The organism is Caballeronia sp. LjRoot31 (assembly GCF_964253885.1).
GTDB lineage: Bacteria > Pseudomonadota > Gammaproteobacteria > Burkholderiales > Burkholderiaceae > Caballeronia.
The window spans coordinates 3,843,380-3,867,046 of the sequence record NZ_CAXURX020000001.1; the positions used below are offsets into that span (position 1 = coordinate 3,843,380).

General features: G+C 59.1%; 19 protein-coding genes. 4 read left to right on the forward strand and 15 right to left on the reverse strand.

What is annotated here, in order from left to right; genetic code table 11:
• Positions 1 to 67: 67 nt before the first annotated feature.
• From ggt to ACSQ8V_RS17215, 6 genes are read right to left on the reverse strand one after another with little or no spacing between them, the layout of a single operon-like run.
• The gene (ggt, locus tag ACSQ8V_RS17190) at positions 68 to 1,705 is read right to left on the reverse strand and encodes a gamma-glutamyltransferase (protein ID WP_436206416.1); all 1,638 of its coding nucleotides are present in this window, start codon (positions 1,703 to 1,705) and stop codon (positions 68 to 70) included.
• Between the two features lie 37 nt (positions 1,706 to 1,742).
• Entirely contained in the window at positions 1,743 to 2,615 is an 873-nt protein-coding gene (locus ACSQ8V_RS17195; RefSeq protein WP_436206417.1) for an ABC transporter permease, read from the reverse strand.
• Positions 2,615 to 3,559 carry an ABC transporter permease gene (locus ACSQ8V_RS17200; RefSeq protein ID WP_436206418.1) on the reverse strand — a complete coding sequence of 315 codons (945 nt, stop codon included), beginning with the start codon at positions 3,557 to 3,559 and terminating at the stop codon, positions 2,615 to 2,617. Before ACSQ8V_RS17200 ends, ACSQ8V_RS17195 begins: the two co-directional genes overlap by 1 nt.
• A gap of 7 nt (positions 3,560 to 3,566) precedes the next feature.
• Positions 3,567 to 5,075 carry an ABC transporter substrate-binding protein gene (locus tag ACSQ8V_RS17205; protein ID WP_436206419.1) on the reverse strand — a complete coding sequence of 503 codons (1,509 nt, stop codon included), beginning with the start codon at positions 5,073 to 5,075 and terminating at the stop codon, positions 3,567 to 3,569.
• Positions 5,076 to 5,089: 14 nt separating this feature from the next.
• Positions 5,090 to 6,193, reverse strand: coding sequence for an ABC transporter ATP-binding protein (locus ACSQ8V_RS17210; protein WP_436206420.1), 1,104 nt, complete (start codon positions 6,191 to 6,193; stop codon positions 5,090 to 5,092).
• A complete protein-coding gene (locus ACSQ8V_RS17215; protein ID WP_436206680.1) occupies positions 6,190 to 7,227 on the reverse strand; it encodes an ABC transporter ATP-binding protein in 1,038 nt (345 codons plus the stop codon). The genes ACSQ8V_RS17210 and ACSQ8V_RS17215 overlap by 4 nt, the downstream gene beginning before the upstream one ends.
• A 198-nt stretch (positions 7,228 to 7,425) precedes the next feature.
• Here ACSQ8V_RS17215 and ACSQ8V_RS17220 point away from each other — a divergent pair, with 198 nt between their 5' ends.
• Entirely contained in the window at positions 7,426 to 8,289 is an 864-nt protein-coding gene (locus ACSQ8V_RS17220) for a LysR substrate-binding domain-containing protein (RefSeq protein WP_436206421.1), read from the forward strand.
• Between the two features lie 179 nt (positions 8,290 to 8,468).
• A complete protein-coding gene (locus ACSQ8V_RS17225; protein WP_436182896.1) occupies positions 8,469 to 8,744 on the forward strand; it encodes a hypothetical protein in 276 nt (91 codons plus the stop codon).
• A 381-nt stretch (positions 8,745 to 9,125) separates the two neighbouring features.
• Here the strand turns inward: ACSQ8V_RS17225 and ACSQ8V_RS17230 are convergent, their stop codons facing one another.
• The 6 genes from ACSQ8V_RS17230 to ACSQ8V_RS17255 all read right to left on the reverse strand — a co-directional run bounded on the left by ACSQ8V_RS17230 (position 9,126) and on the right by ACSQ8V_RS17255 (position 16,116).
• Complete coding sequence (locus ACSQ8V_RS17230) at positions 9,126 to 9,491, reverse strand: L-rhamnose mutarotase (protein WP_436206422.1); 366 nt, start codon at positions 9,489 to 9,491, stop codon at positions 9,126 to 9,128.
• A 3-nt stretch (positions 9,492 to 9,494) separates the two neighbouring features.
• Positions 9,495 to 10,616, reverse strand: a complete 1,122-nt coding sequence (locus ACSQ8V_RS17235) for a mandelate racemase/muconate lactonizing enzyme family protein (RefSeq protein WP_436206423.1) — start codon at positions 10,614 to 10,616, stop codon at positions 9,495 to 9,497.
• Between the two features lie 1,220 nt (positions 10,617 to 11,836).
• The gene (locus tag ACSQ8V_RS17240; protein ID WP_213768249.1) at positions 11,837 to 12,697 is read right to left on the reverse strand and encodes a carbohydrate ABC transporter permease; all 861 of its coding nucleotides are present in this window, start codon (positions 12,695 to 12,697) and stop codon (positions 11,837 to 11,839) included.
• A 4-nt stretch (positions 12,698 to 12,701) separates the two neighbouring features.
• Entirely contained in the window at positions 12,702 to 13,556 is an 855-nt protein-coding gene (locus tag ACSQ8V_RS17245) for a carbohydrate ABC transporter permease (protein ID WP_346730647.1), read from the reverse strand.
• Between the two features lie 100 nt (positions 13,557 to 13,656).
• Positions 13,657 to 14,991 (reverse strand): ABC transporter substrate-binding protein, encoded by a 1,335-nt coding sequence (locus ACSQ8V_RS17250; protein ID WP_213768247.1) that lies wholly within the window; start codon positions 14,989 to 14,991, stop codon positions 13,657 to 13,659.
• Between the two features lie 60 nt (positions 14,992 to 15,051).
• Positions 15,052 to 16,116 (reverse strand): ABC transporter ATP-binding protein, encoded by a 1,065-nt coding sequence (locus tag ACSQ8V_RS17255; RefSeq protein ID WP_436206424.1) that lies wholly within the window; start codon positions 16,114 to 16,116, stop codon positions 15,052 to 15,054.
• 358 nt (positions 16,117 to 16,474) lie between these two features.
• Here ACSQ8V_RS17255 and ACSQ8V_RS17260 point away from each other — a divergent pair, with 358 nt between their 5' ends.
• Entirely contained in the window at positions 16,475 to 17,266 is a 792-nt protein-coding gene (locus ACSQ8V_RS17260) for an IclR family transcriptional regulator (RefSeq protein WP_436206425.1), read from the forward strand.
• Between the two features lie 1,453 nt (positions 17,267 to 18,719).
• Here ACSQ8V_RS17260 and ACSQ8V_RS17265 read toward each other — a convergent pair.
• The 3 genes from ACSQ8V_RS17265 to ACSQ8V_RS17275 form a co-directional block, all read right to left on the reverse strand.
• On the reverse strand, positions 18,720 to 19,694 hold the full coding sequence (locus ACSQ8V_RS17265; RefSeq protein WP_436206426.1) for a VTT domain-containing protein: 975 nt from the start codon (positions 19,692 to 19,694) through the stop codon (positions 18,720 to 18,722).
• 114 nt (positions 19,695 to 19,808) lie between these two features.
• Entirely contained in the window at positions 19,809 to 21,818 is a 2,010-nt protein-coding gene (locus ACSQ8V_RS17270) for a VTT domain-containing protein (RefSeq protein ID WP_436206427.1), read from the reverse strand.
• 310 nt (positions 21,819 to 22,128) lie between these two features.
• A complete protein-coding gene (locus ACSQ8V_RS17275; RefSeq protein WP_436206428.1) occupies positions 22,129 to 22,740 on the reverse strand; it encodes a J domain-containing protein in 612 nt (203 codons plus the stop codon).
• Positions 22,741 to 22,939: 199 nt separating this feature from the next.
• Between ACSQ8V_RS17275 and ACSQ8V_RS17280 the strand changes: the two genes are divergently transcribed.
• Entirely contained in the window at positions 22,940 to 23,419 is a 480-nt protein-coding gene (locus tag ACSQ8V_RS17280; RefSeq protein ID WP_436206429.1) for a DUF2934 domain-containing protein, read from the forward strand.
• Positions 23,420 to 23,667: the final 248 nt, after the last annotated feature.

The following is a 23,667-nucleotide window of genomic DNA, read 5'->3' on the forward strand; positions in this document are numbered from 1 at the left end:
CCCACGATGGTTGGATGAACGGCCCTTCTTCGTACATACTGCCTTGATGCTTGCCGACCGAGTGAACCTAGAACCCCGCCGCCAGCCCATCGCGGCGGCTATCGCTCGCCGCTACATATCCACGCTCAGGATCGTTACGGTCCAGCTTCCAGATGTACTGACCCGAGCCGAAATCCATATAAGGATCATCGACGGATTTGATCGTGTGTCCCATCGCTTGCAGCGCCTTCACCGTTTCGCGATCAAGCGTTGATTCCACATCGACGGTGAAATCGCGATTCACCTTCCAGCGCGGTGCATCGCAAGCAGCTTGCGGTTGCTGGCCGTAATCAAGCAGACGCACGATGGATTGCAGATGACCTTGCGGCTGCATGTCGCCGCCCATCACGCCAAAGCTCATCACCGCTTCCTGCACGCCGTCCACGTCCTGCGTGAGGAACGCCGGGATGATGGTATGGAATGGCCGCTTGCTGCCCTCCACCACGTTCGCGGATTTCGGGTCCATCGAGAAACCAAAACCGCGGTTCTGCATCGCGATACCCGTATCCGGCACAACCACGCCTGAGCCAAAGCCCATGTAGTTCGACTGGATGAAACTCACCATCATGCCGCGCTCGTCTGCCACCGACATATAAATGGTCCCGCCCGCCGGCGGCATGCCGAAGTCGAAGTGCTTCGCCTTGTTCGGATCGATGAGCTTGGCGCGCTCGGTGAGATACGCGTCGTCGAGCATCTGCTCGGGCGTGACGTCCATGGAACGAGGATCGGCGACGTACTGATAGACATCGGCGAAAGCGAGCTTCATGGCTTCGATCTGCAAATGCTGCGACTCGATCTTGTCGACGGTGAGCGACTTCACATCGAATTTATCGAGAATGCCGAGCGCGATCAGCGCAGCAATGCCCTGCCCGTTCGGCGGAATCTCGTGGACCGTATGACCGCGATAATCCTTCGAGATCGGCTCGACCCAGTCGGCCTTGTAATTGCGCAGATCGGCAGCGGTCATCGCGCCGCCGCCCTGCTTCGCGAACGCCGCAATCTTCTCGGCAATCTCGCCTTCGTAATACGCGCGAGGTCCGTGTTCAGCGAGCGTACGCAAGGTCTTTGCATGACCGGGATAACGCATCAACTCGCTGATCTCCGGCGCGCGGCCGCGCGGCATGAAGGTATCGGCGAAACCGGGCTGGTCTTTCAACTCGGCGATAGCCGCCGCCCATTTGTACGCGACAATGCTCGCCACCGCGTGCCCGCGCTCGGCAATTTCGATGGCCGGTTCCATCAGGTCGCCGAACGGCAGCGAGCCGAACTTCGCGTGCAGCGCTTCCCACCCAGCGATCACGCCGGGCACGGTGACCGCGTCCCAACCGCGCTTCGGCTGGTTCGCCAGGCCGTTTTGCTCGCCGTACTTGTTCTTGAAGTAATCGACGTTCCACGCTGCGGGAGACACGCCCGATGCGTTCAATCCATGCAGCTTGGCGCCGTCCCAGACGAGCGCGAACGCGTCGCCGCCAAGGCCGCACGACACGGGCTCGACCAGCGTAATGGCTGCCGCTGCCGCGATAGCGGCATCGACGGCGTTACCGCCCTTCCACAACATGCGCAAGCCGGCTTGCGCAGCGAGGGGATGGGACGTCGAAACAATATTGCGCGCGAACACGGGCAAGCGCGGCGTGGGATAGGGGTTCTGCCAGTTGAAGCGGGTCATGGGAAACTCGTCTCTTTTGTGATGAAAGTTGTTGGGGTCAAAGCTCGCGCGGATCGAGCGCGTCGCGCAGTCCATCGCCGAGCAGGTTGAAGCCGAGCACGGCCAGGAAGATCGCAATGCCCGGGAAGATCGACATCCACGGCGCCTGGCTGACGAAGTCCTTGGCGGTGTTCAGCATCGATCCCCACGATGGCGCCGGCGGTAATTGCCCGAGGCCGAGGAACGACAAGCTGGCTTCCGCGATGATCGCCATGGCGACCGTGAGACTGGCCTGCACGATGACGGGCGGCAGCACGTTCGGAAAAATATAGCGGACGATGATGCGGAAATGGCCGAGTCCGATCGCACGCGCACCTTCCACATAATCCTCCGCTTTGACGCTGATTGCCTGGCCGCGCGTGAGGCGTACGAAACGCGGCATGGCCGAGACGCCGATAGCGATCATCGCGTTGGTGAGGCTCGGTCCGAGGAACGCGGCCAATGCGATGGCGAGGATCAGGAACGGGATGGACAGCAAGGCATCGGTGAAGCGCGAGATCACGCCATCGACCAGTTTGCCGAAGTAGCCTGCGAGCAAACCGAGCGGCACGCCGATCACCACTGCGATACCCACCGACACCACGCCCGCCAGCAACGAAGCGCGTGCGCCCCACAGCAAGCGCGTGAAGACGTCGCGACCGAGTTCATCGGTTCCGAACCAATGACTCGCCGATGGCGCTTGCCGCACCGTCATGAAGCTCGCCTGAATGGGATCGTAGGGCGAAAGCCACGGTGCGAAGATGGCCACAAGAATTATTAGAAGCACGATTACCGCGCCCGCTGCGGCGGCACGATTGCGCATGAAGCGGCCCAACGCGCGATTGCGTTTGCGCGGCAAAGCGGCTGTTTCCACTTCCACAATAGTCGCCATCAGCTTTTCCTCAGCCGCGGGTTGAGCAGAACATACAAGACATCGGCGAACAGATTCACCACGATAAACCCTACCGCCGTGACGAGCACCACGCCTTGAACGACGGCGTAATCGCGATTGAAAACGGCATCGACGACCAGCTTGCCGAAGCCCGGAATAGTGAACACTTGTTCCGTCAGCACCGCGCCGGCAAGCAGTTCGCCGAAGAGCAAGGCGAGCACCGTGACAATCGGAATCAGCGCGTTGCGAAAGACGTGCTTGACCACTACCGTGCCTCGCAGAAGCCCTTTGGCGCGCGCCGTGCGAATGTAATCGCTGCGCAAAACACTCAGCATCGCGCTGCGCGTATGTCGCATCAACTGCGCGCCGAGCGCCGCGCCCAACACGAACGCTGGCATCAGCATGGTCTTGATGCTCAACCAGAAATCCTCGGTCGGCGACACGTATCCGGATGAAGGCAACAATTGCCACTTCACCGATACCAAGAAGATCAGGATGATCCCGAGCCAGAAGTTGGGTATGGACATGCCGGTGAGCGCGAGAATGTTCGCACCGTAATCGAGCGCTTTCCCCTTGTTCGCCGCCGATAAAACCCCCAGCGGCACGCCAATGCCGATCGCGAAGATCATCGCCATGACGGCCAGTTGCAACGTCACCGGCAACTTCTGCGCGATGAGTTTGGTCACCGGCACATCGGTCCTGAGCGACGCGCCCAGATCGCCATGAAGAATGTCGCGCACCCAAAGCGCGTATTGCACGGGCACGGGTTCATCGAGGTGATACTTCAGCCTCAACGTAGCGATAACCTGCGGGTTCTGGTCTTCGCCAGCCATCGCCATGACCGGATCGCCGGGGAGCATTTTTTGCAGGCCGAAGATCATCATCGACACCAGGATCAGTGTCGGGATCGCGACAAGCGCGCGGTTGGCGATGATTCGAATCATTAGCGGACTACCCCTTGATGCTCACGCCACGCAGACGAATCAACCCGTCCGGATAAGGCGTGAAGCCCTGCACTTTCTTCGACAACGCATACGGCCACGGCTGTGCGTAGAGATACACGATCGGGTCTTCATCGGCGAGGAGCTTTTGCGCGGCGTCGTAGATCGGCTTGCGTTCGGCCACGGTCGCTTTCACACGCGCGTCGTCGAGCAGCTTGTCCACGTCAGGATTGCAATAACGCCCGTAGTTCAAATTGCCCTTGCAGGTCACGAACTGATGCAGGTTGCCATCCGGGTCCGTGCGTCCCGACCAGCCGAGGTACAGCAATTCGAAGTCGCCTTTCGTCGATGCATTCAGCGCCGCGGCGTAATCGGTCGGACGCAACTTGAGGTTGATGCCGGCCTCCGACAGCATGGCTTGCAGCATCTGCGCCATCTGGTTCGATACGGTGTTGTTACCGAAGGTCAGTTCCACATTAAGCTGCTCGAAACCCGCCGCCTTGAGCAACGCTTTCGCCTTCGGGATATCGCGTTTGGTCGTCTTGATCGATGCATCGAAGTACGGACTGTTCGACGGTATCGCCTGGTTGATCGGCGAGAAAATTCCGCCGCCGATCACCTGATTGATCGCATCGCGGTCAATGGCAAGTTCGAACGCCTGGCGCACACGTTTGTCCTTGAACGCCTTCGGCGCACGCGGTCCGTTCGACACGTTGAACGTGAGGTCGTAGAAGCCAAGGCCGCTCATCGAAATGAAGTTGAGGTTCTTGTCGCTTTTCACCGATGCCACATCGGACGGCGCGAGACGTTCCAGCATGTCGAGCGATCCCGAGCGCAGGTTCGCGAGGCGCACAGTGCTGTCGGGAATCGGCTGGAAGATGACTTTCTGAATCGGGTATTTATCGGCGTCCCAGTAGCCCGCGAATTTCTGCAGCACGACACGGTCGTTCTGTACACGCTCGACGAACTTGTACGGACCTGAGCACACCGGATGCGTGGAAACGCTGGTGTCGTCGGTGAGGGTTTTCGGCGCGAGCATCATGCCGGCACGATCGGTCAGCGTGGCGAGCAGCGCGGCATCGGGCGTTTTCAACACGATCGCGACGGTGAATTCATCGACTACATCCACGTGATCGATGGACGCCAGTTCGCTCTTGCGATTGCTCGCGGGCATGGAACGCGCGCGATCGAGATTCGCCTTCACGGCGGCAGCGTTGAATGGCTCGTCGTCGTGGAATTTCACGCCGTGGCGCAGCTTGAATGTGAGCGTCTTGTTGTCGGCGCTCATGCTCCAGGAGGTCGCTAGCATGGGTACGATCTTCAGGTCCGGGCCAATATCCACCAGTGAATTGCATAGCGAACTGAACACGATCCGGTCAACCACCTGACTGCTGCGCGCCGGATCGAGCGTGCCGATATCGTCCTGCAAACCAATCCGGATAGTCGAGTTCGACTGAGCCATCACGGCGCTGGTGCTAACACTCGCGGCGAGCGCCGCGGCCAACACAATCTTTCGCATCTGGACTTCCCCGTTTATCGTTTGTTCGGTTGTTCTTTTACAGCACCGTCGACCAGCGCCTGACGTTGCCGATACACCGCGAGCCGTTCAACGAGTTTCGGGCTGACGATGGAAACCAGCGGCGGGCCGCCACCCTCGTTCTGGATCTCGCGCCAGAAATGGCACGCGACACGGTGGCCGTTCTCCAGCGTTTCGTTGACCGGTTGTTCGTCGGCGCAGCGTGACCGTGCATGCGGACAACGCGGATGAAAACGGCAACCCGAAGGCGGCGCGGTCGGACTCGGCAGGTCGCCGGTCAAGGAGGGTTTGGTTCTGCGCTGACGCGGGCTGCTCGCAGGAATTGCCTGCAATAAAGCTTGCGTATAAGGATGAAGCGGCTGGTCAAACAGATCGTCCACATTCGCCATTTCGACGATTTCGCCGAGATACATCACCGCCACGCGATCGCTCATATGGCGGATCACCGCGAGGTCATGCGCGATCATGATCAGCGTCAGGCCAAGCTCCTGCTTCAGTGACTCCAGCAGGTTGATCACCTGGGCCTGCACGGAGACATCGAGCGCGGAGACGGGTTCATCGCCGACTATCAGCTTGGGCTCGCCCGCTAACGCCCGCGCAATGCCGATACGCTGGCGCTGCCCGCCCGAAAACTCATGCGGATAACGTTCGGCGTAACCGGGTTGCAATCCGACCGTGCGCAGCAAGTCGGCTACACGGTCGTTAAGCGCAGCGCCTTTCGCCAGCCCATGCAGCGCGATCGGTTCACCGATGATCTGCCCCACCGTCATGCCCGGATTCAGCGACGCAAACGGGTCCTGAAAGATGATCTGCATCTCGCGGCGCAGGCGGCGCATGGGCTCGGTGCCAAGATGCGTGATGTCCTTGCCTTCATAGATCACGCGTCCTTCGGTGCTATCGATAAGACGCAGCAACAGGCGTCCGAGCGTCGACTTGCCGCAACCCGACTCCCCGACGATGGCAAACGTCTCGCCCTTTTGCACGGAAAACGAGACGCCGTTCACCGCGTAGACCGTCGGCGTGCGCGTGAACAGGCTGCGCGTCCCGCCAAAGTGCCTGGTCAGTTCCCGCGCTTCAATAATAGGAGCGTTGATGTTCATACCGCCGCTCCGCCAAGAGCGAGTTCAACGGGCGCAACCCAGCACGCCACCCGATGCGCTCCATCCAACTGTTTATCCTTTGGCACCGCGTCGATACACCGCTGCTCCACGAACGGACAGCGCGGCGCAAACCGACAACCCTTAGGCATTTGTTCAGGCGACGGCACGGAACCGCGAATGGTGGCGAGCGCGCCTTCGCGTTTTCCCACCGGTGGAATCGCGCCCATCAAACCGATGGTGTACGGGTGCTGCGGGTCATCGAAGATTTCATCCACCGAGCCATATTCCACGATCCGTCCCGCGTACATCACCGCGACGTAATCGGCCACTTCGGCTACAACGCCGAGGTCGTGCGTGATCAACACCATCGCCGTGCCGGTTTCGGCTTGCAGGCTGCGCACCAGCAATAAAACCTGCGCCTGGATGGTGACATCGAGTGCGGTTGTGGGTTCATCGGCGATCACCAGCTGCGGGCGATTCGCCAGCGCCATCGCGATCATCACGCGTTGACGCATGCCGCCCGAAAGTTCGTGCGGGTAAGCGTCAAGCCGCGTTTCCGGCGCGGGAATGCGCACGAGGCGCAGCATATCCAACGCCTCCTTGCGCGCCGCCGCGCCGCTCAAACCACGATGCCGTTGCACGCATTCCGCGATCTGATGCCCGACGGTGAACGCGGGATTGAGCGAGGTCATCGGCTCCTGGAAGATCATCGACATCCGGTTGCCGCGGATATCGGCGAGTTCGCGTTCGGTGAGGGTGAAGAGATCGCGGCCGTCGAAGATCGCCTTTCCCGCGACAATATTGGCCGGCGGGCTGGGCAGCAAACCCATCAACGCCAGCGACGTCACGCTTTTGCCGCACCCCGATTCCCCGACGATGCACAGCGTTTCGCCCGCATTCACGGAGAACGAGACGTCCTCGACGAGATTCGGAACATGCGCGGCGCGCGAGAATTTCAGCGAGAAACCACTGACTTCGAGTACGGGATGCCTGGCGGGCGGATTGGCCTGATCCTGGCGATCAGGCTGGTCCAGAGGCAGCTTGCTTAACGTCGACAAATTCAATACTCCGCTGCGGGGCAATACAGGCGGCGAGCCCGGAATCTCTGTTCTCTCTCGGCGATAGAGCGATCACCTATCGCCAACACTTTCATTGAAGTAATTATGTCGGCCCAAATGCATCAGGAAATATTAAACTTTCTTTTTGATGCTTAACTTTTCCTTGAATAAGCCATGCCGACCATTCGAATGCTGAAGACCTTCCGGGCGGTTGCGCGGACGGGATCGTTCGCGGCCGCGGCTGATAGGGTCGCGCTCACCCAGGCAGCGGTCAGCTTGCAGATGCGCGGGCTGGAGCAGGCGTTGGGGCGGCAGCTTTTTGACCGTAGCGCGCGCCAGATCGTGCTGAGCCGGCAGGGTCATGAGATTCGGCCGAAGGTCGAGCAGATATTGGAGCTGCTCGATGAACTGGAGGCCAAGACCACTGACTCCATGCAAGGGCCTGTGACAATTGGCGCTGTTGTATCGGTGATTCAGGCGCTCTCGCTGGGGGTTGCGCGGTTAAAAACTGCTCACCCTGGACTGGATGTGCGGTTGTTGTCGGCCCGTTCGGACGAGTTGACGGTCATGGTGGAGCAGGGCGAGGTGGACATTGCGGCGGTGGTGGCGCGTCCCGACCAGACCCTGCCCGATACGCTCAAATGGACGCCGCTCTACACGGAGCCGCTGATGCTGATCGTGAGTCGCGAGATCACCGATACGGACCCGCGCCGGATTTTGGCGTCGCATGGGTTCTTGCGTTTTGACCGGCGCGTGCGGACCGGCGTGGTCGTCGATCAGGCGCTGACGGCGCTGGGATTGGAGGTGAACGAGTATCTGGAACTGAATTCCATCGAGACGATCGTGGCGCTGGTGAGGAAGAACGTAGGCGTCACGGTGTTGCCCCATCTGCATAGGGCGGGATGGCAGACGGACCCGTCGTTGCGGCTGATTTCGATTGCACTGCCTCCCATTCTTCGGACAGTCGGGATGGTTGAGAGGGCTTCGTACGGCCGTACAGGGATCACGGCGGCAATTATCGAGACCTTGCACGATTAGATTTCACGCACGACGGCACGCGCGCCTTCATCTCATTATTAGCGGATTCCGAAAAGTCAATTGCATGCTATCGACATAATAAATCGATAGTAAGGGTATACACTGAATTTCATCGACGCAGTGAGCAGAAAAAACCAAGCCACTGCGCCCCTTAAAACTCATGCAAATCGGAGCAAATCATGAACAAGAATCTTATCGCCGCATTGTTGGTCGCCGCCTCCGCAGCTTTGGCTGCCCCCGCATTCGCCAGCAGCGGCTACGGCCCGGCACCGTCGTATAACCCGAGCGTCGGCGCACCGGCATCGCAGCGCGGCCAAAGCGTACAAACCGTTGCAGCGGAACGCGCGCAAGCAAACGCAAACACAACGTCCTACGGTGGCGTGCAAGACACGCAATCGCAATCGGGCAGCCGCGTTAGCCTGAGCAACGAACGCTCGCTCTACTCGCATAACTAATTCGAAGGTCGGACAACCGAAGCGATCGATAAACATCCGCCTCTGTTGTCACGTCGAAGAAGCAAAAAAGCCGATGCCGGATGAACTGACGTTCATCCGGCATCGGCTTTTTCAAGCCACGAAAAGCGTTCGACAGGACAATCAGAGCGCGCTCAACGCGGCTTAATGTTCTCTTAAGTCTTGCGTTTTACGATGCGTCTTATTGATCCCCCTGTAGTACCCCTCTTCAGGCCGCTTTGCGGCCTTCTTTTTTAGGTACGACGGATGAAGACCTTTTGGCGTTTGTGCGCAGTCGCCGTATGCCTGGTCGGCGGCGTCGGTATCGCGGTCTGGGTGTTTTCCGTGATCGTGCGTATTGTCTGATCGAGCGCGATCAGACGCTCAGCTTTCATAATTCTTCATTTGCGCCTGCATATTGAACGCGAGTTTCATCGGTTGCCATTCGGCGCTCGTCGCACCCGGCAACGGACATTGAAAGCTTGCCATCAACACATTCCACTCAGTCACGCGCGGATGAACATCCGCGCCAGCAACGAGTTTATCGAAGCTGAAGTCCGGCTCCGTTTCAATCAACATGACCAGCCGCGTGTCGCGCCGCCAGATCGTCATATCGATGATGCCAGACGCTCGCAGCGCATCCAGCACTTCGGGCCAGACGGCCTCGTGACAGCGGTCGTATTGCGCGATGACATCCGGGTCATTGCGCAGATCAAGCGACAGGCAATGGCGCATGAACGTCGTGCTCATGGCTTAAGCTGCCGCGCGGGCATCGACGCAAACATGCGTGCGCTGCGTCGCCTGAATCGCATCCCAATCCCAGTCGATACCAATCCCCGGCTCCATCGGCGCGACCGCATAACCCTGCTCGATCTGAACCTGCTTGCCGGTCAACGCGTCGAGTTGCGGGATGTATTCGAGCCACGTCGCGTTCGGCACGGCCGCGCACAAACTCACGTGCAACTCCATCAGGAAGTGCGGGCAGATGGACACGTTCATCGTCTCGGCGAGGTGCGCCACTTTCAGCCATGGCGTGATTCCGCCCACACGCGCGACATCGGCCTGAACGATCGAGCACGCATCCGCCTTCAGATACTCGGCGAATTGCGCGGGGTGATACATCGATTCACCCACTGCGATTGGCACCGAACTCGCTGCGCAAAGCCGCTGATGCGCCGCGATATTTTCAGCGGGCATTGGCTCTTCGAGCCATGCGAGACGCAACGGTTCAAACGCATGTGCGCGGCGGATGGCTTCGGATAGCGTGAAGCCTTGATTCGCGTCGACCATGATCTCGAAGTCGTCGCCCATTGCGTCGCGCACTGCGGTGAGCCGCCGGGTATCTTCGGCCAGATGCGGCCGGCCGACCTTGATCTTCGCGCCATGAAAGCCGGCATCGCGCGCTTGCAAGGTTTGATCGACAAGTTCCGTCTCCGATAAATGCAACCACCCGCCTTCGGTGGAATACGTGCGTGTGCGCGGCTTCGATCCGCCCGCTGCGATCCACAACGGCAGGTTCGCCACGCGCGTGTTGCGGTCCCAGAGTGCGGTATCGATTGCCGCTAGCGCGAGGCTCGTGATTGCGCCGACCGCTGTCGCGTGCGTATGGAAAAAGAGGTCGCGCCAGATGGCTTCATACTCGGCGGGGTTGCGTCCAATCAGTAATGGCGCCAGATGATCGTGCAGCAACGCGACGATAGACGAACCGCCCGTGCCGATGGTGTAGGTGTAACCCGTGCCTATGCTGCCGTCGCTGCAATGGAGCGTGACCAGCACGGTCTCCTGTACCACGAACGACTGGATCGCGTCGGTGCGTTTGACTTTGGGTTGAAGGTCGACCTGGTGGATGTCGACGGTGTCGATGGTTGTTGTCATTGATGGATTCCCTTTTGGTTGGTTTTCGTTCGCACTCGGGGCGGGGTTTAGGCCGGGGCCGGGGTGTATGGGGCCCGGGGGTATTCGGGGTCTATGGGTCGGGGTCAGTGCCAGGTTGGTCGGTTCTGGGGTTAGCGGTCGGGGTCTATGCCGGGTTGGTCGGTTCTGGGGCTAGCGGTCTGGGTCAATGCCGGGTTGGTCGGTTCTGGGGTTAGCGGTCGGGGTCAGTGCCGGGTTGGTCGGTTCTGGGTTAGTGGTCGGGGTCTATGCCGGGTTGCTGCTTTCAGCGTTAGCGGTCTGCGAGAGTCGGATATTCTCTTTATCACTATTAGCCACTGTGCGTGGCGGCACGTCATTTCTTTGTCCAAAGCGACAAAGAAACGAAGCAAAGAAAACGCTTTTAACCGCTCTACCCTAAGTGTCCACAGCGTGCAGTTTTCATTCATAGGTGCCCCAAAAGCACGGTGCTCGCCAGAGCGAAGGATGTTTGAACCCCTCCTTCTCCGAACACCGATACCCACACGCTTCGCCACCAGTGATTGAACCTGCCCAAGGGGCACCCCGCGCTATCCGCGGACGACCGACCGCCGAATTTGTACGCTCCTCGAACCACGTCGCCAACCCTGCTGAAAACGAGGTCGCGAAGATGCGGGCGGCCGTAACCGACGAAAATAGCTGTACAGAACGCGCAGCCAATTCACAAAAAACTGAAGCAGTAAACACAAACACGCATGAAGCTCTAGCCAAATGAATACGGTCGCACAGACCAGGTAGCTAACCTGTCAAAAAGCCGCAGCCGTAAATATCTGTAAGGCCGTGCGGGTTCATTGGCAATTGTGCTTGCCCGAGAGCGTACGGGGCGAAGCGTGTTCGTGTCAGGATTCGCGAGAAGGAGGGGTTCAAACATCCTTCGCTCTGGCGAGCACCGTGCTTTTGGGGCACCTATGAATACAAACTGCACGCTGTGGACACTTAGGGTAGCGTGGTTTAAAAGCGCTTTCTTTGCTTCGTTTCTTTGTCGCTTTGGACAAAGAAATGACGTGCCGCCACGCACAGTGGCTAATAGTGATAAAGAGAGAATCCGACTCCCGCAGACCACTAACGCCGAAAGCACCAACCCGGCATCAACCCTGACCACTAACCCCAGAACCGCCCACCCCGGCATTGACTCCGCCCACTAACACCAGAACCGCCCCCCATCACTCCCACCCCATTCCCCTTCACCCTTTCACCCCACCCAGCGTCAACCCTGCGATCAGATGTTTTTGCACAATGAACGTCAACACGATCGCCGGAATAATAATAATCACGGCCATCGCGCACATGCCGGCCCAGTCGACCGAAAACTGCGCGGTAAAGTCCATCAGCCCGACGGGCAGCGTCTTCGTATCGGGGCTTCGGCACAATTGCGTGGCCAGCGCAAATTCATTCCAGCTAGTGAGAAACGCGAAGATCCCCGCCGATGCAATCCCGCTTTTCGCCAACGGCAACTCAATGCGCCAAAACGCCTGCCAGCGGTTGCATCCATCGATCTGCGCCGCCTGCGACAACTCGATCGGCACCTCGCGAAAGAAGCCATCGATGAGCCATACGGTAAACGGTACATTCATCGCGAGATAAACGAGGATCACGCCAATGCGCGTATCGAGCAAACCAGTCCACGCCCAAAGCATAAAAATAGGCAACGACAATGCAATGCCCGGAATTGCGCGCGTGAGCATCAGCGCCACGAACATGACCTTCTTGTGCCTGAACTCGAAACGCGCGAACGCATAACCGCCAAGCACGCCAACGGCAAGCGCAGCGATCGTACTCACGCAAGAAATAATCAGCGAATTTACGAAGTACTGGCTGATGGGCAGCGACGCCATTTGCCCGTACCCGAACATGCTCCTGAAGTTATCAAGCGTGTAGCTCGCACCGACCAGCGGCGATTGATTCGACAAAATCGCCACGTTCGAACGGAACGCGTTGAGCACGACCCAAAGCCCCGGCAAGCAGATGATCGCCATCACGATAAACACGCCGAACCACAGCGCAGACTTGCGCACGAACGCGCCCTTGATTGCCATATCGCTCATGATGTCAGGCAGGCCCCATGTGTTTGCGCGCGCCGCTCAACTTGCGGAAGAAGTACAGCGTGAAGAGAATGGACACCAGCACCGAGACGTACGCAATCGCATTGGCATAACCCATGCGCGAGTCATCGTAGGCAATGCGTCCGACCATCGTCCAGAGCAATTCCGTGCGTCCGCCCGGACCGCCGTTCGTCATGATCCGCACGATGTCGTAGGCCCGGCCGACATCGAGCGAACGGATCGTCATGGAGATATAGATAAACGGCATCAGGTACGGCAGCGTGACGTAGCGGAAGGTCTGCCATGAGGTGCAGCCATCCACCTTCGATGCTTCTATCGGATCTTTCGGCAGCGCCATCAAACCGGCGAGCAGGATCACCGCGAAGATCGGCGTCGAGTTCCATACCTCAGCCGCAATCAGCGACGCAAGCGCGGAGTTGGCATTGACGAGAAACGGGAACGCCGACTTCGCGCCGAATAGCGTCTGCATCAGGTTGTTCACAATACCCGTGCTGTCGTTGAGCATGAACTTGAACTGGAAGCCGACGAGCACGGGCGAGAACATCATCGGGAACATCATCACCGTGCGTAACGCGCGCTGGCCTCTCGTCACCTGATTGAGCAGCAACGCCACGCCAAGACCCAGCAGCAGTTCAAGATTCAGCGCAATGGTGAGGAACAGGATCGTGCGGCCGAACGCGGCCCAGAAGTCGCCATTCGCAAACGCACGTTCGTAGTTACGCCAGCCGATCCAGTGCGAAAGCGTGTCAGGGTCGGTCAACCGATACGCCGTGAAGCTCGTATAGAACGAGAACAACAGCGGCAGGATCACCACGATCCCGACCGCCAGGAACGCGGGCATCAAGAGCTTGATCGGCAGCGGTATGCGTCTGCGCGGTGTGGCGAGAGCTGGCTCGCTGCCGATCGAGTAAGGCGTGTTGGATTGCATTGTTGATCGCTGGTTACTGGTTGTCGGCCGCGTCCTGCATGATGTCCGCGACCTTCTTCGCCGCGTTGTCGAGCGCCTGCTGCGAGGTTTCGTCGCCGATGATCGCCTTCTGCAATTCCGGCCACAGCGCGTTGGAAATCTCATTCCATTGCGCGACGCGCGGCGGGGTGAACGAGTCTTCCTTCGCGGCCTGACTGAAGGTCGCTACTGCGTCCGCCATGAAATGGTCATTCTTCGCCTTGAACTCCTGCACGATGGCCTGCTGTGCATCGATACGCGAGGGAATCGAGCCGAGGCGCGCTTCGACCATCTGCGAATCCTTGCTCGTCAAGAACTGGATGAAGCTCGCCGCCACTTCCGGCCGTGCGCACACTTTCGTGATCGAGAAGCTATGCGAACCCGACCAGCCCGGCCGCTTGTTGGCCGCGCCCAGCGGTGCACGAACCACACCCACGTTGCCGGCGAGCTTCGACGTTTTCGGATCGTTATAGAACGATGCGAAACCCGGCCAGTCGAGATCGAGCGCCACCTTGCCCGAGGCGAAGTTATTACCGAGATCGTCCCAGACGTAGCTCGGCACGCCCTTCGGCACCACACCCGCTTTGTACAGATTCACGAACCAGTCGAGGGTCTTCACCCCTACCGGTGAATTGAACGTGGGTTGCATCTTGGCATCGAGTAACTGGCCGCCGTTCGCTACCAGCAACGAGTAGAACGTGCCCGTCAGTGCTTCATCCTTGCCCGGGAATTGCGTGCCGTAGAAGTTCGGCGCCTTCGTGAAGAATGTTGCCTGCTGCGTGAACTCGGCGAAGGTCTTCGGAGGCGCAAGGTCCTCGCCGAATTTCTTCTTGTACGCGTCACGATTCGCCGGATCGGCGTAAGTGGTCTTGTTGTAATAGAGCGCTTCGATATCCGTTGATCGCGGGATCTGGACAAGCTGCCCCTTCACCTCGGACTGCTTCAGCAAAGCAGGCGCGAACGCGGCGAGATAGCTTGGCGGGAACAAACCCTTGAGGTCGCGGAAGATGGGATATTGCGCGGAAAAATTCGTATGATTCGACGACACGCAATAGTCGATATGCTGCGAAGCAATGTCCTGCTTCAACTCACGATCCAGTTCGAAATGACTCTTGCGCGAGACGATCTCGACCTTCGCGCCGGTCTCTTTTTCCCATAGTGGAATCCGCGTATACAGCGCTTCATATTGCACGCCGCCGATCAATTTGACGCGTAGCGTATAGCCCTTGTATTCGTTATCGGCGCGTGCCGCGGTCGTGGCCACTAGACCCGCCAAGGCCAGTACCGACACGGCGATCTTGAGGCCGGTTTTCATCGAATCCCTAACCATGATTCATCTCCTTTGTTATGTGCCGTGACGTCGGGCGATACGGCTTGTGTTTGGTTTGTTCTAGCGCAGCCTGCGGCTGGTGTTTGTATCGAAGACGAGTGTGTTCGCAAGCTCGGCCTCAAGGCGGATGCCCTGTTCCGGACGCAGCAACAAACGGCCGTTCACGATGACGCAACAGCGCTGTCCCGCGACCGTGCCGAATAACTCGGTGGACGCGCCGGTCGGTTCGACTACATCGACGTTGAATGGAATGCCACCCGTCTGCGTCACCACAAGATGCTCGGGCCGCACGCCGACCGTTACCTCTTGGCCGTCTTTAGCGTTCACCACGGGCACTTGTATCGAGAAGTCGCCAATGCGAACCCGCGCGCCATCGTTTTGCAACTCGTAGCGGCCGCTAAAGAGATTCATGGAAGGCGAGCCGATAAAACTCGCGACAAACAGGTTGTCGGGGTCATCGTAGAGTTCGAGCGGCGCACCAATCTGCTCGATCACGCCGCCGTTCAACACGACGATGCGGTCCGCCATCGTCATCGCTTCAATCTGATCGTGCGTCACGTAGACCGTCGTTGCGCGCAAGCGCTGGTGCAGCGCCTTGATCTCCGCGCGCATTTGCACGCGTAGCTTCGCGTCGAGGTTCGACAACGGCTCGTCGAAGAGGAACACCTTCGGGTCACGCACGATCGCGCGTCCCATTGCCACGCGTTGGCGCTGACCGCCGGACAGGTGGCGCGGATATCGGCCGAGCAAGTCCTGGAGTCCGAGGATGGTCGCCGCCTGATTCGCCCGTGCCGCGATTTCATCGGGCTTCAGGTCGCGCAATTTCAGCGCGAACGTAAGGTTCTCCAGCACGCTCATGTGCGGATACAGCGCGTAGTTCTGGAACACCATCGCGATGTCCCGGTCCTTCGGCGGCAAGTCGTTGACCACGCGGCCGTCGATCAGAATCCGTCCGTGCGTCACGCCTTCCAGTCCCGCCAGCGCACGCAGCAATGTCGACTTGCCGCACCCGCTCGGTCCCACGAGTACGAGGAACTCGCCGTCGGCCACGGTCAGGTCGATCTGCTTCAACACCTGTACGGCGCCGAACGATTTCTGCACCTGTTTGAATGCCACTTCAGCCATCAGCGTCCCCTTTGTCGATCAGAGTTGGCGTGTCGGCCAGAGTTAGCGCTTCAGCGCTAACTCCGGTCCCATACGCCTTACTCTGGTCCCATGCGAATCACTCCGCGTTGCGGATCTCGTGTCTCGTACCTCTTGCAGACCACTTTTTCACCGATGCAGATCATTTTAAAGATAAAACGTTATTTCATACATGAATTTTCATCAGTGTTTTCCCGATAACCCCATGCCCTCGTTTTCCATCGATGATGGCGTCAAACGCGAGGGTTCGACGATCTACAATCACGCCATGCGGTTGCCGGATCTCGTCACGTTGAGGCCGGTTGAAGACGGACATCTGGCTTGAGAGCAAGGAGAGATTTTGGACAACACGCGATATTCGGCGCCAGCGCTCGAAAAGGGGCTGGACATCATCGAGCTGCTGGCGAGTCATCCGGAGGGCTTGTCACTGGCTGACCTGGGGAAGACGCTCGGGCGTACGACCGCAGAGATTTTTCGCATGGTCGTCACGTTGGAGACGCGCGGATATCTGCTGGCGATAGGTGACCGGTATGTGTTGTCGTTGTTGCTGTTCCAGCTTGCGCATCGGCATCAGCCAGTGCGATCGCTGGTGACCACCGCGCTGCCGTTAATGACGCAACTGGCCAACGACGTCCGTCAGTCGTTCCACCTGTGCGTGTACCAGGACGGGCGCGTGTTGATTGTCGCGGGGGTCGAGAGTCCTGAACGCTGGGGCTTTTCGTTGAAGGTGGGCACGCTGATCGGTATGACCGATACCGCTTCGGGACAAGTGCTGATGGCGTTCCAGGAAGAACTGGAACGCAAGCGGATGCTTAAGCTGCACGTCCCGGTCGATGGCGAACTTCCGGTCGATGCGAAACAGCTTGCCGCGGATCTGACGCGGATTAAGGAACGTGGACATGCGCGCATGGCTAGCCGTCAGGTCAGGGGCGTCAAGAATCTCGCCTACCCCGTGTTTGGACGGAACGGACATGCGATTGCTTCACTGACCACGCCGTTCATAGAACGCATTGATCAAGCGCCGGTACCTGCCATGAGCGAGGTGGGGGAACGGATGAAAGCGGCGGCGCAAACGCTGACCGAGTTAATGGGGCTAAATGTGTATTGGGAGCCGGGAGTAGCGGGGAGTTGAATCGCGGCCTTGGGTTTCGTTCGCACTCGGTGGGGACTGGGGTGGTGGTTTTGGTGTTAGTGGTCGGGGGCGGTGCCGGGTTGGTCGGTTCTGGGTTAGCGGTCGGGGTCAGTGCCGGGTTGGTGCTTTCGGCCTTAGTGGTCTGCCTGAGTCGGATTTTCTCTTTATCACTATTAGCCACTGTGCGTGGCGGCACGTCATTTCTTTGTCCAAAGCGACAAAGAAACGAAGCAAAGAAAACGCTTTAACCGCTCTACCCTAAGTGTCCACAGCGTGCAGTTTCTATTCATAGGTGCCCCAAAAGCACGGTGCTCGCCAGAGCCACGGATGTGTGAAACCCTCCTTCTCCGAACACCGATACCCACACGCTTCGCCACCAGTGATTGAACCTGCCCAAGGAGCACCCCGCGCTATCCGCGGAGAACCATCCACGAAATCAGTACGCACGTCGAACCACGTCGCCAACCCACCAAGAAACGAGGTCACGAAGATGCGTGAGGCCCTAACGAACAAAAATAATATGCAGGCCACGCAATCAACCTACAAAAAGATGAAGCCTCAAATATGCCCCGGTCATGTAGCCCACCACGATAACGGCGCAGAACAAGCAACCGACTCACGAATAAACTCAACAGCCAGAACGCATAGGGCTGCTCGAATCCGTAGACAAATCGTGCTTGCCCGAGAGCACTGGTGGCGAAGCGTGTTCATGTCAGGATTCGCGAGAAGGAGGGGTTCACACATCCTCCGCTCTGGCGAGCACCGTGCTTTTGGGGCACCTATGAATCAAAACTGCACGCTGTGGACACTTAGGGTAGCGTATTTTAAAAGCGTTTTCTTTGCTTCGTTTCTTTGTCGCTTTGGACAAAGAAATGACGTGCCGCCACGCACAGTGGCTAATAGTGATAAAGAGAAAATCCGACTCTCGCAGACCACTAACGCTGAAAGCAGCAACCCGGCATAAACCCCGACCACTAACCCGAGAACCGCCCCCCGAGTGCGAACGAACCCCAATCCCCCAAAAACCTTTAAACAAAAAATCGCAGCGCATCCGACGACCAGGCGTCTCGCCACGCCTAGCCGCCGGCACGCCACCTCTCCCCTCGTTAACTATTTAATTCGCTTCTTTTCACTTGCCGCTTCTTTTAACTTACCGGTTGAACGCCCCCGTTATTCCATCCCATCGCGTTTTCACCGGCTACCTCTGCTGAACTTCAGTGTCAGCTTGTCCCCGTCTGATCCCTTGGAATTCCGATAGCGGCCACGCAAACGTTTGTATGCGGCACGGCCGTTGTTTTATTTGCTTCGGTTAGCTTAGGACTTTTTTGTTCGAATCGTTAGGCTCATTTAGCCACGAGATTTCGCGACGCGCATCCCTACTAAAGCAGGCATACAAATGTGCGTACATGCGCTCGCGGAAGCCGCACACGGACCGATCCAAACGAGCGACGCACTAAAACCGCGCCATCGATGCAGTGAAGAGGTTCAACTCCGGCGGCAACGGCTCGACTGCATATCCGCGGCGCACCCACTCGTCCAGGCCGCCGTATAAGACGCGAACGTTTACCACGTTCTTCCCGAGCAACTGCTTGCGAACCTTCCTGACGGTCGCATCATTCGGATGCATCCCGTACACAACAATGTTGCTCGCCGAAAGATTCGCATCCATGGTCTCCAGCGATTCAACATCAAGCAGCAACGCCCCCGGGATTCGATACGACTCGTCGCGCCGGACCGAAACGGGACGCGCATCGAGAACCAAAGGCGGCGTGCTTGAGCGCATCATCCGGTTGAGCCGCTCGGGCGAGACGATCCTGCTGCTCAGCCACTTCCTGAAACGCCAGCGCAACAGGTACCGATACGTCAGATAAAGAACGGCAGCGGTGAACAGCACGTCGAGTATCGATCCCCCGTGAGGCCTGAGCACACTCAGCAACAACCCGAGTTGCCGCTCGAACAACGCGCCGCCGAGCAACCAGAACGAAGCCCAGGCCACCGTGCCCAACGCGTCCCACGCGACAAAAACGACCGGCGCGATCAGCGTGGTGCCCATCAGCGGCGGCGTAATGAGCGCAAGGCCGGGAACGAACTTCGACACCGCCACGATCGCCACGCCAAAACGTTCGAACAAGGCACGCGTGGTACGCACGCTTGCATCGAGCGATAACGACATACGTCCGAGAAAATCGGTCAGGCGCCGGCCATAGATGCGCCCCGCGAAAAACCAAACACCATCGCCAAGCAATGCAGCGACTACCGCCGCGCACAACACGTGAGAAAAAACCAGGCTCCCGCCGGCAATCGCGGAGCCGGCGAAGACGAGCACAGGGATAGCCGGCAGCGGCACACCCAGCCGCGTGACCAGCACATTGACAAAGACTGCCGCACTTCCCCAGTTCTCAATTGCCGAGGGTGGAATTTGTATCAAGTACTCGCCTCCTGAAGCGTTCGGTATCGTCCGGCCGCCGCTTGTGTTTCAGTGCGTTTAAAGCTCATCGCTAGATGAGTGCAGAATCGACATCTCATTTCATCGCTTAATGACTCATTGCCCCTCGGATGCCACCAGCGTCACCGGGATACCACCGCAGCCTGCGCTGCTCGCCACCTCCAGGCCTCGCCACGGCGATTCTTCCCCGTGGGCTGCGATCATCGGCTCGATCCGCTTGTCCGGCCGCAACACATTGAACGGCCATGACGGCCGCAGCAACCGTTCGTGGACGAGCGAGCCGAGCCAGATAGGCGTGGGGGGCAATCCGCCCCGATGCGTCACCGCGTACTGCGTCGGCCAGAATCGCAAGACGTCGCGCTCGTCCGCGCTCATGTGAGCCCGCGTGAAAACCAGCACCGATGGTTCGCCATTGTTCAACCTCGGCAACACGGGAAGCGCCGTAGCCGCCACGTCTGGAGAAACGAGAGACAAGATGCTATGCGCCGATAAATGCGTCCCTTCCGTCCACCCGCGACGCTCCAATTGAGCCCTGATCTCTCCCGACGTTGCGGTCCATTGAATGGTGATAGGTTCAAGCCGGTCGCCGTCCATGCTTGAGCGATAGCAAGAAAAGGTCCGCCACACGGTATCCATCCATTGCAACGGCGTCACCACGATAACCGGCGGCGTCGCTTCGACCGCCATCGCGTCAAGGCTCGTCCTGAGCTGCAACGTGACGCTCGCGCATACAACCACGAGGACGGTGAGCGGCATCATGGCGCGGGGCGCCGGTTTCGCGGGGTATCGCCACACGGCGGTAAGCGCGACGAGAAAGACCCAGGTAGCGGCAAGTGCGGCGCCGCCGACCGCATCGGAGAAAGTGAAGTGCCCGAAATAAAGGCCCGAGAACGCAACCGAAACCAGCACGGCGATGGTCGCCATCGCGACGAATACCCTCGCCACTGCCCCCACCCGGCGCGCCAGCAAGAACGAGAGAAAGCCGTAGATCACGACACTGGCAGCAACGTGATTGCTCGGGAATCCACGCAAGCTGGACGCTACCGCGCCCGGAAGCGGGCGCTGGATCGTGATCTGGATTGCCAGGATCAATAGCTGGGAAAACACGACGGCGGTCAGCCAGTAAGCAACCGTGCGCCAGCGGCGTTCAAACGTCATCCATACGACGACCAACGCCGTTAGAGCGGCGAGTGTCGGCACGCTGCCCAGCGTGGCGAGCACCGCCAGGACGGCGTCGCCCCATGACGATCGGAACGATTGCAGGAAGCGATAAACCGACACATCGACTTGAACCAGCGGGTCGCCGCGCGAGACGCCGTGGAGCGTGGAAAAGAACACGGTGGCTGAAGCAAGCAGCAGCACCGAGATCACCGCGATAAGCGCGGCGGCCTGATGCTTGGGGTCAAGGATACCGAGCACTACCCGGCCAATTGCGCCAGGGTGATGACGCGCCCAAAGCAGCAGGTTTCTGCGCGAGGAGTCCGTCCACGCCCGTGCGTGCGACACGACGAGACTCGTCAGCCTGAAGGTCAGCCAGGTCGCGGCAACCAGGATGGCAAGCACCGCGACGAGCCGGAAGGACACGGCGCCCGCCAGTTCGATCGATGCCCCGAAGACAACGCCCGGAAGAATATGCACGGGCGCCCAGACAAGCGCCGAGATGATGTTGATCATCAGGAACCGCAGGGGCCGCATCCCCATCATGCCCGCCACGACGGGAACGACCGCGCGCAGCGGCGCAATAAAGCGCGCGAAGATCACGCTTTTTACCCCGTGCGCCTCGAAGTAGCGCTGCCCCGCCGTCAGCATGCCGGGGTGCGCGCGGAACGGCCACAGCTTCGCGATGGTTTCCTTGTGGCTGCAGCCGAACCAGTAGCTTGCAGCATCGCCTGCCACGGCCCCCACGAGGGCGCAGGCGAATACCCAGCCGAGGTTGAGCGAACCGGTACCGACCAGCGCGCCTGCCACGAACATGGCGGTGCTGCCCGGAACAAACGTGCCGATAAATGCAATGGATTCGAAAAATGCTGCAAGCAATACGACCGTGAGCGCCCATTCAGGATGGCCCGAAAGCAGATGCAGCAATTTGAAGTAGGCATGCTCCATCGACGTCTCCGGGCCGTACTTTCCTTTCAGCAGATTTTAAGACTGTTCCCGCGAGGCTAGAAGCGGTGTTGAATCTCGCCGTATTGCCTGCATGATGCTGGTTTGAATGGCGAGTATGTTCCTGCGACACCGTTATTGCGCCGATACCGTTCGCCTGTCTCGTTTGGCGTGGAGCGCGGACATGAAAGGGTCCTGCCCCGAGTCAGGGCGGCACAGCGTCGCTTAAGCTTAAGATGAATTTTGAGGGGCTCCGACAGATCCGATTCAGAGGAGGTAGGTAGCAAGACTACGACCTGCCGGGCGCGAGCGGTCATGATCGCAGCACGTTCCAGAAGGGCAGCCAGATATCGGAAAACGAACGCACGCGATCAGTAGGCGCCGGGTCCTCTTCTTGCTGTGCGGTGTGCGTGCCGGGCGCGCCGTGTGTATCGGGAGCTACCTCTTCTGGCTCCGCCGATTCAGCGTCGGACTGCCTGGATGCGTGCAGCGCAAGGGCGCTATCGGCGATACGGCATGCAAGGTCGTCGCTGCAATCGTGGGCTAGCAACACACCGCGGACGACGTCGCGGTTATAGCCCTGCGTCGCGAAGCGCATCGCGAGCGCGACGCGGCCGGCATACTCCGCTTCCTGCGCGGCGCGCACCGCGGCGTCGCGTTCAGCCTGCTCCTGTTCCTCACGCAGTCGCTGCGCTTCCTGCCGCTTCATTTCCTCAGCAAAAACGGAGTCGTAGACCTGCCTTTGCGCGGGATCGGACAGAATTGCGTAAGCATTTCGAATGTCGAGAAATGCGGCTCGCGCAGCCTGCTCCTGACCCGCATTGCGATCCGGATGCCAACGCATCACCGCCTTCCGGTAAGCCCGTTTTATCTCTTCAGCCGTCGCATTTTCCGGGATGGACAAGGTGTCATATAAGGTTGTCATCGCGATACCTCAAACTTATCCGCGAGACATCCTAGCACGGGAAAAAAGACATTTTTATAGCGTGGCAAGATCTGACCGCGCGTCGTGCCCAGATTGAGTTCCACGCTCAAGCAGCGCGCTCAATGCGCCCTCCGCCCGTTCACAAGCGGAGCAACGCTCCTGTAACATGAACGCTCGAATACGCGAAATGGTTAATGGAATGCACAACAAATCTTTGGAAGAAAAGCTTCGTTTGCAGGCATACCATCTATGGGAAGCGGACGGTCGTCCAGAAGGACGGTCTACGGAGCATTGGGAGAAAGCACGCGTCTTGCTAGAACAAGCGCTTGCCCCCGTCATACCGCCCCATGAAGCAAACGAAACGGACACGGTTGCCGCGCAGCCCGCAAAGAAGCCGGTCAAGACGAAGTCGAAAGCGACGCTTGCCGGCGAGGATAGCGTCAAAACGCCAAAGGCCAAGTCCAAAGCTGACGCAAAAACCAGCGCCAAGGTTGCGCGCAAGACGGCGACCAGGACGGCAGCCAAATCCGAGACTGCCGACACCGACATAGCGCCGAAAAAGCCCAAGTCCGTGAAGTCCGCGGCCAAGCCAAAAGCAATCGCCGAGGCTGGAGAGAAACCCGCCAAGAAGCCAGCAGTCAAAGCCGCGGCAAAGGTTTCGAAGACCCCGAAGAAGTAGCAAGGTGCCGTGTTTTGCCTGGGACGCCAGTCTCGGGGTGAAATCACACGCGCGTTTTTATTGCCGGATAGTGCATCGGCGAGTCAATGATTCTGTTCCTATTTTTGTGGAGCACGTATGCGAAGATTTTTCGCGGTCGTCCTGTTGACCGCTGCAGCGAGCGCCGCCGTACCCACGGTGGCTGACGCCCGGCCGCGGCAGGAATGCCGGCGCGTCTGGGTCCATGGTCATTATGTGCGGCGCTGCCG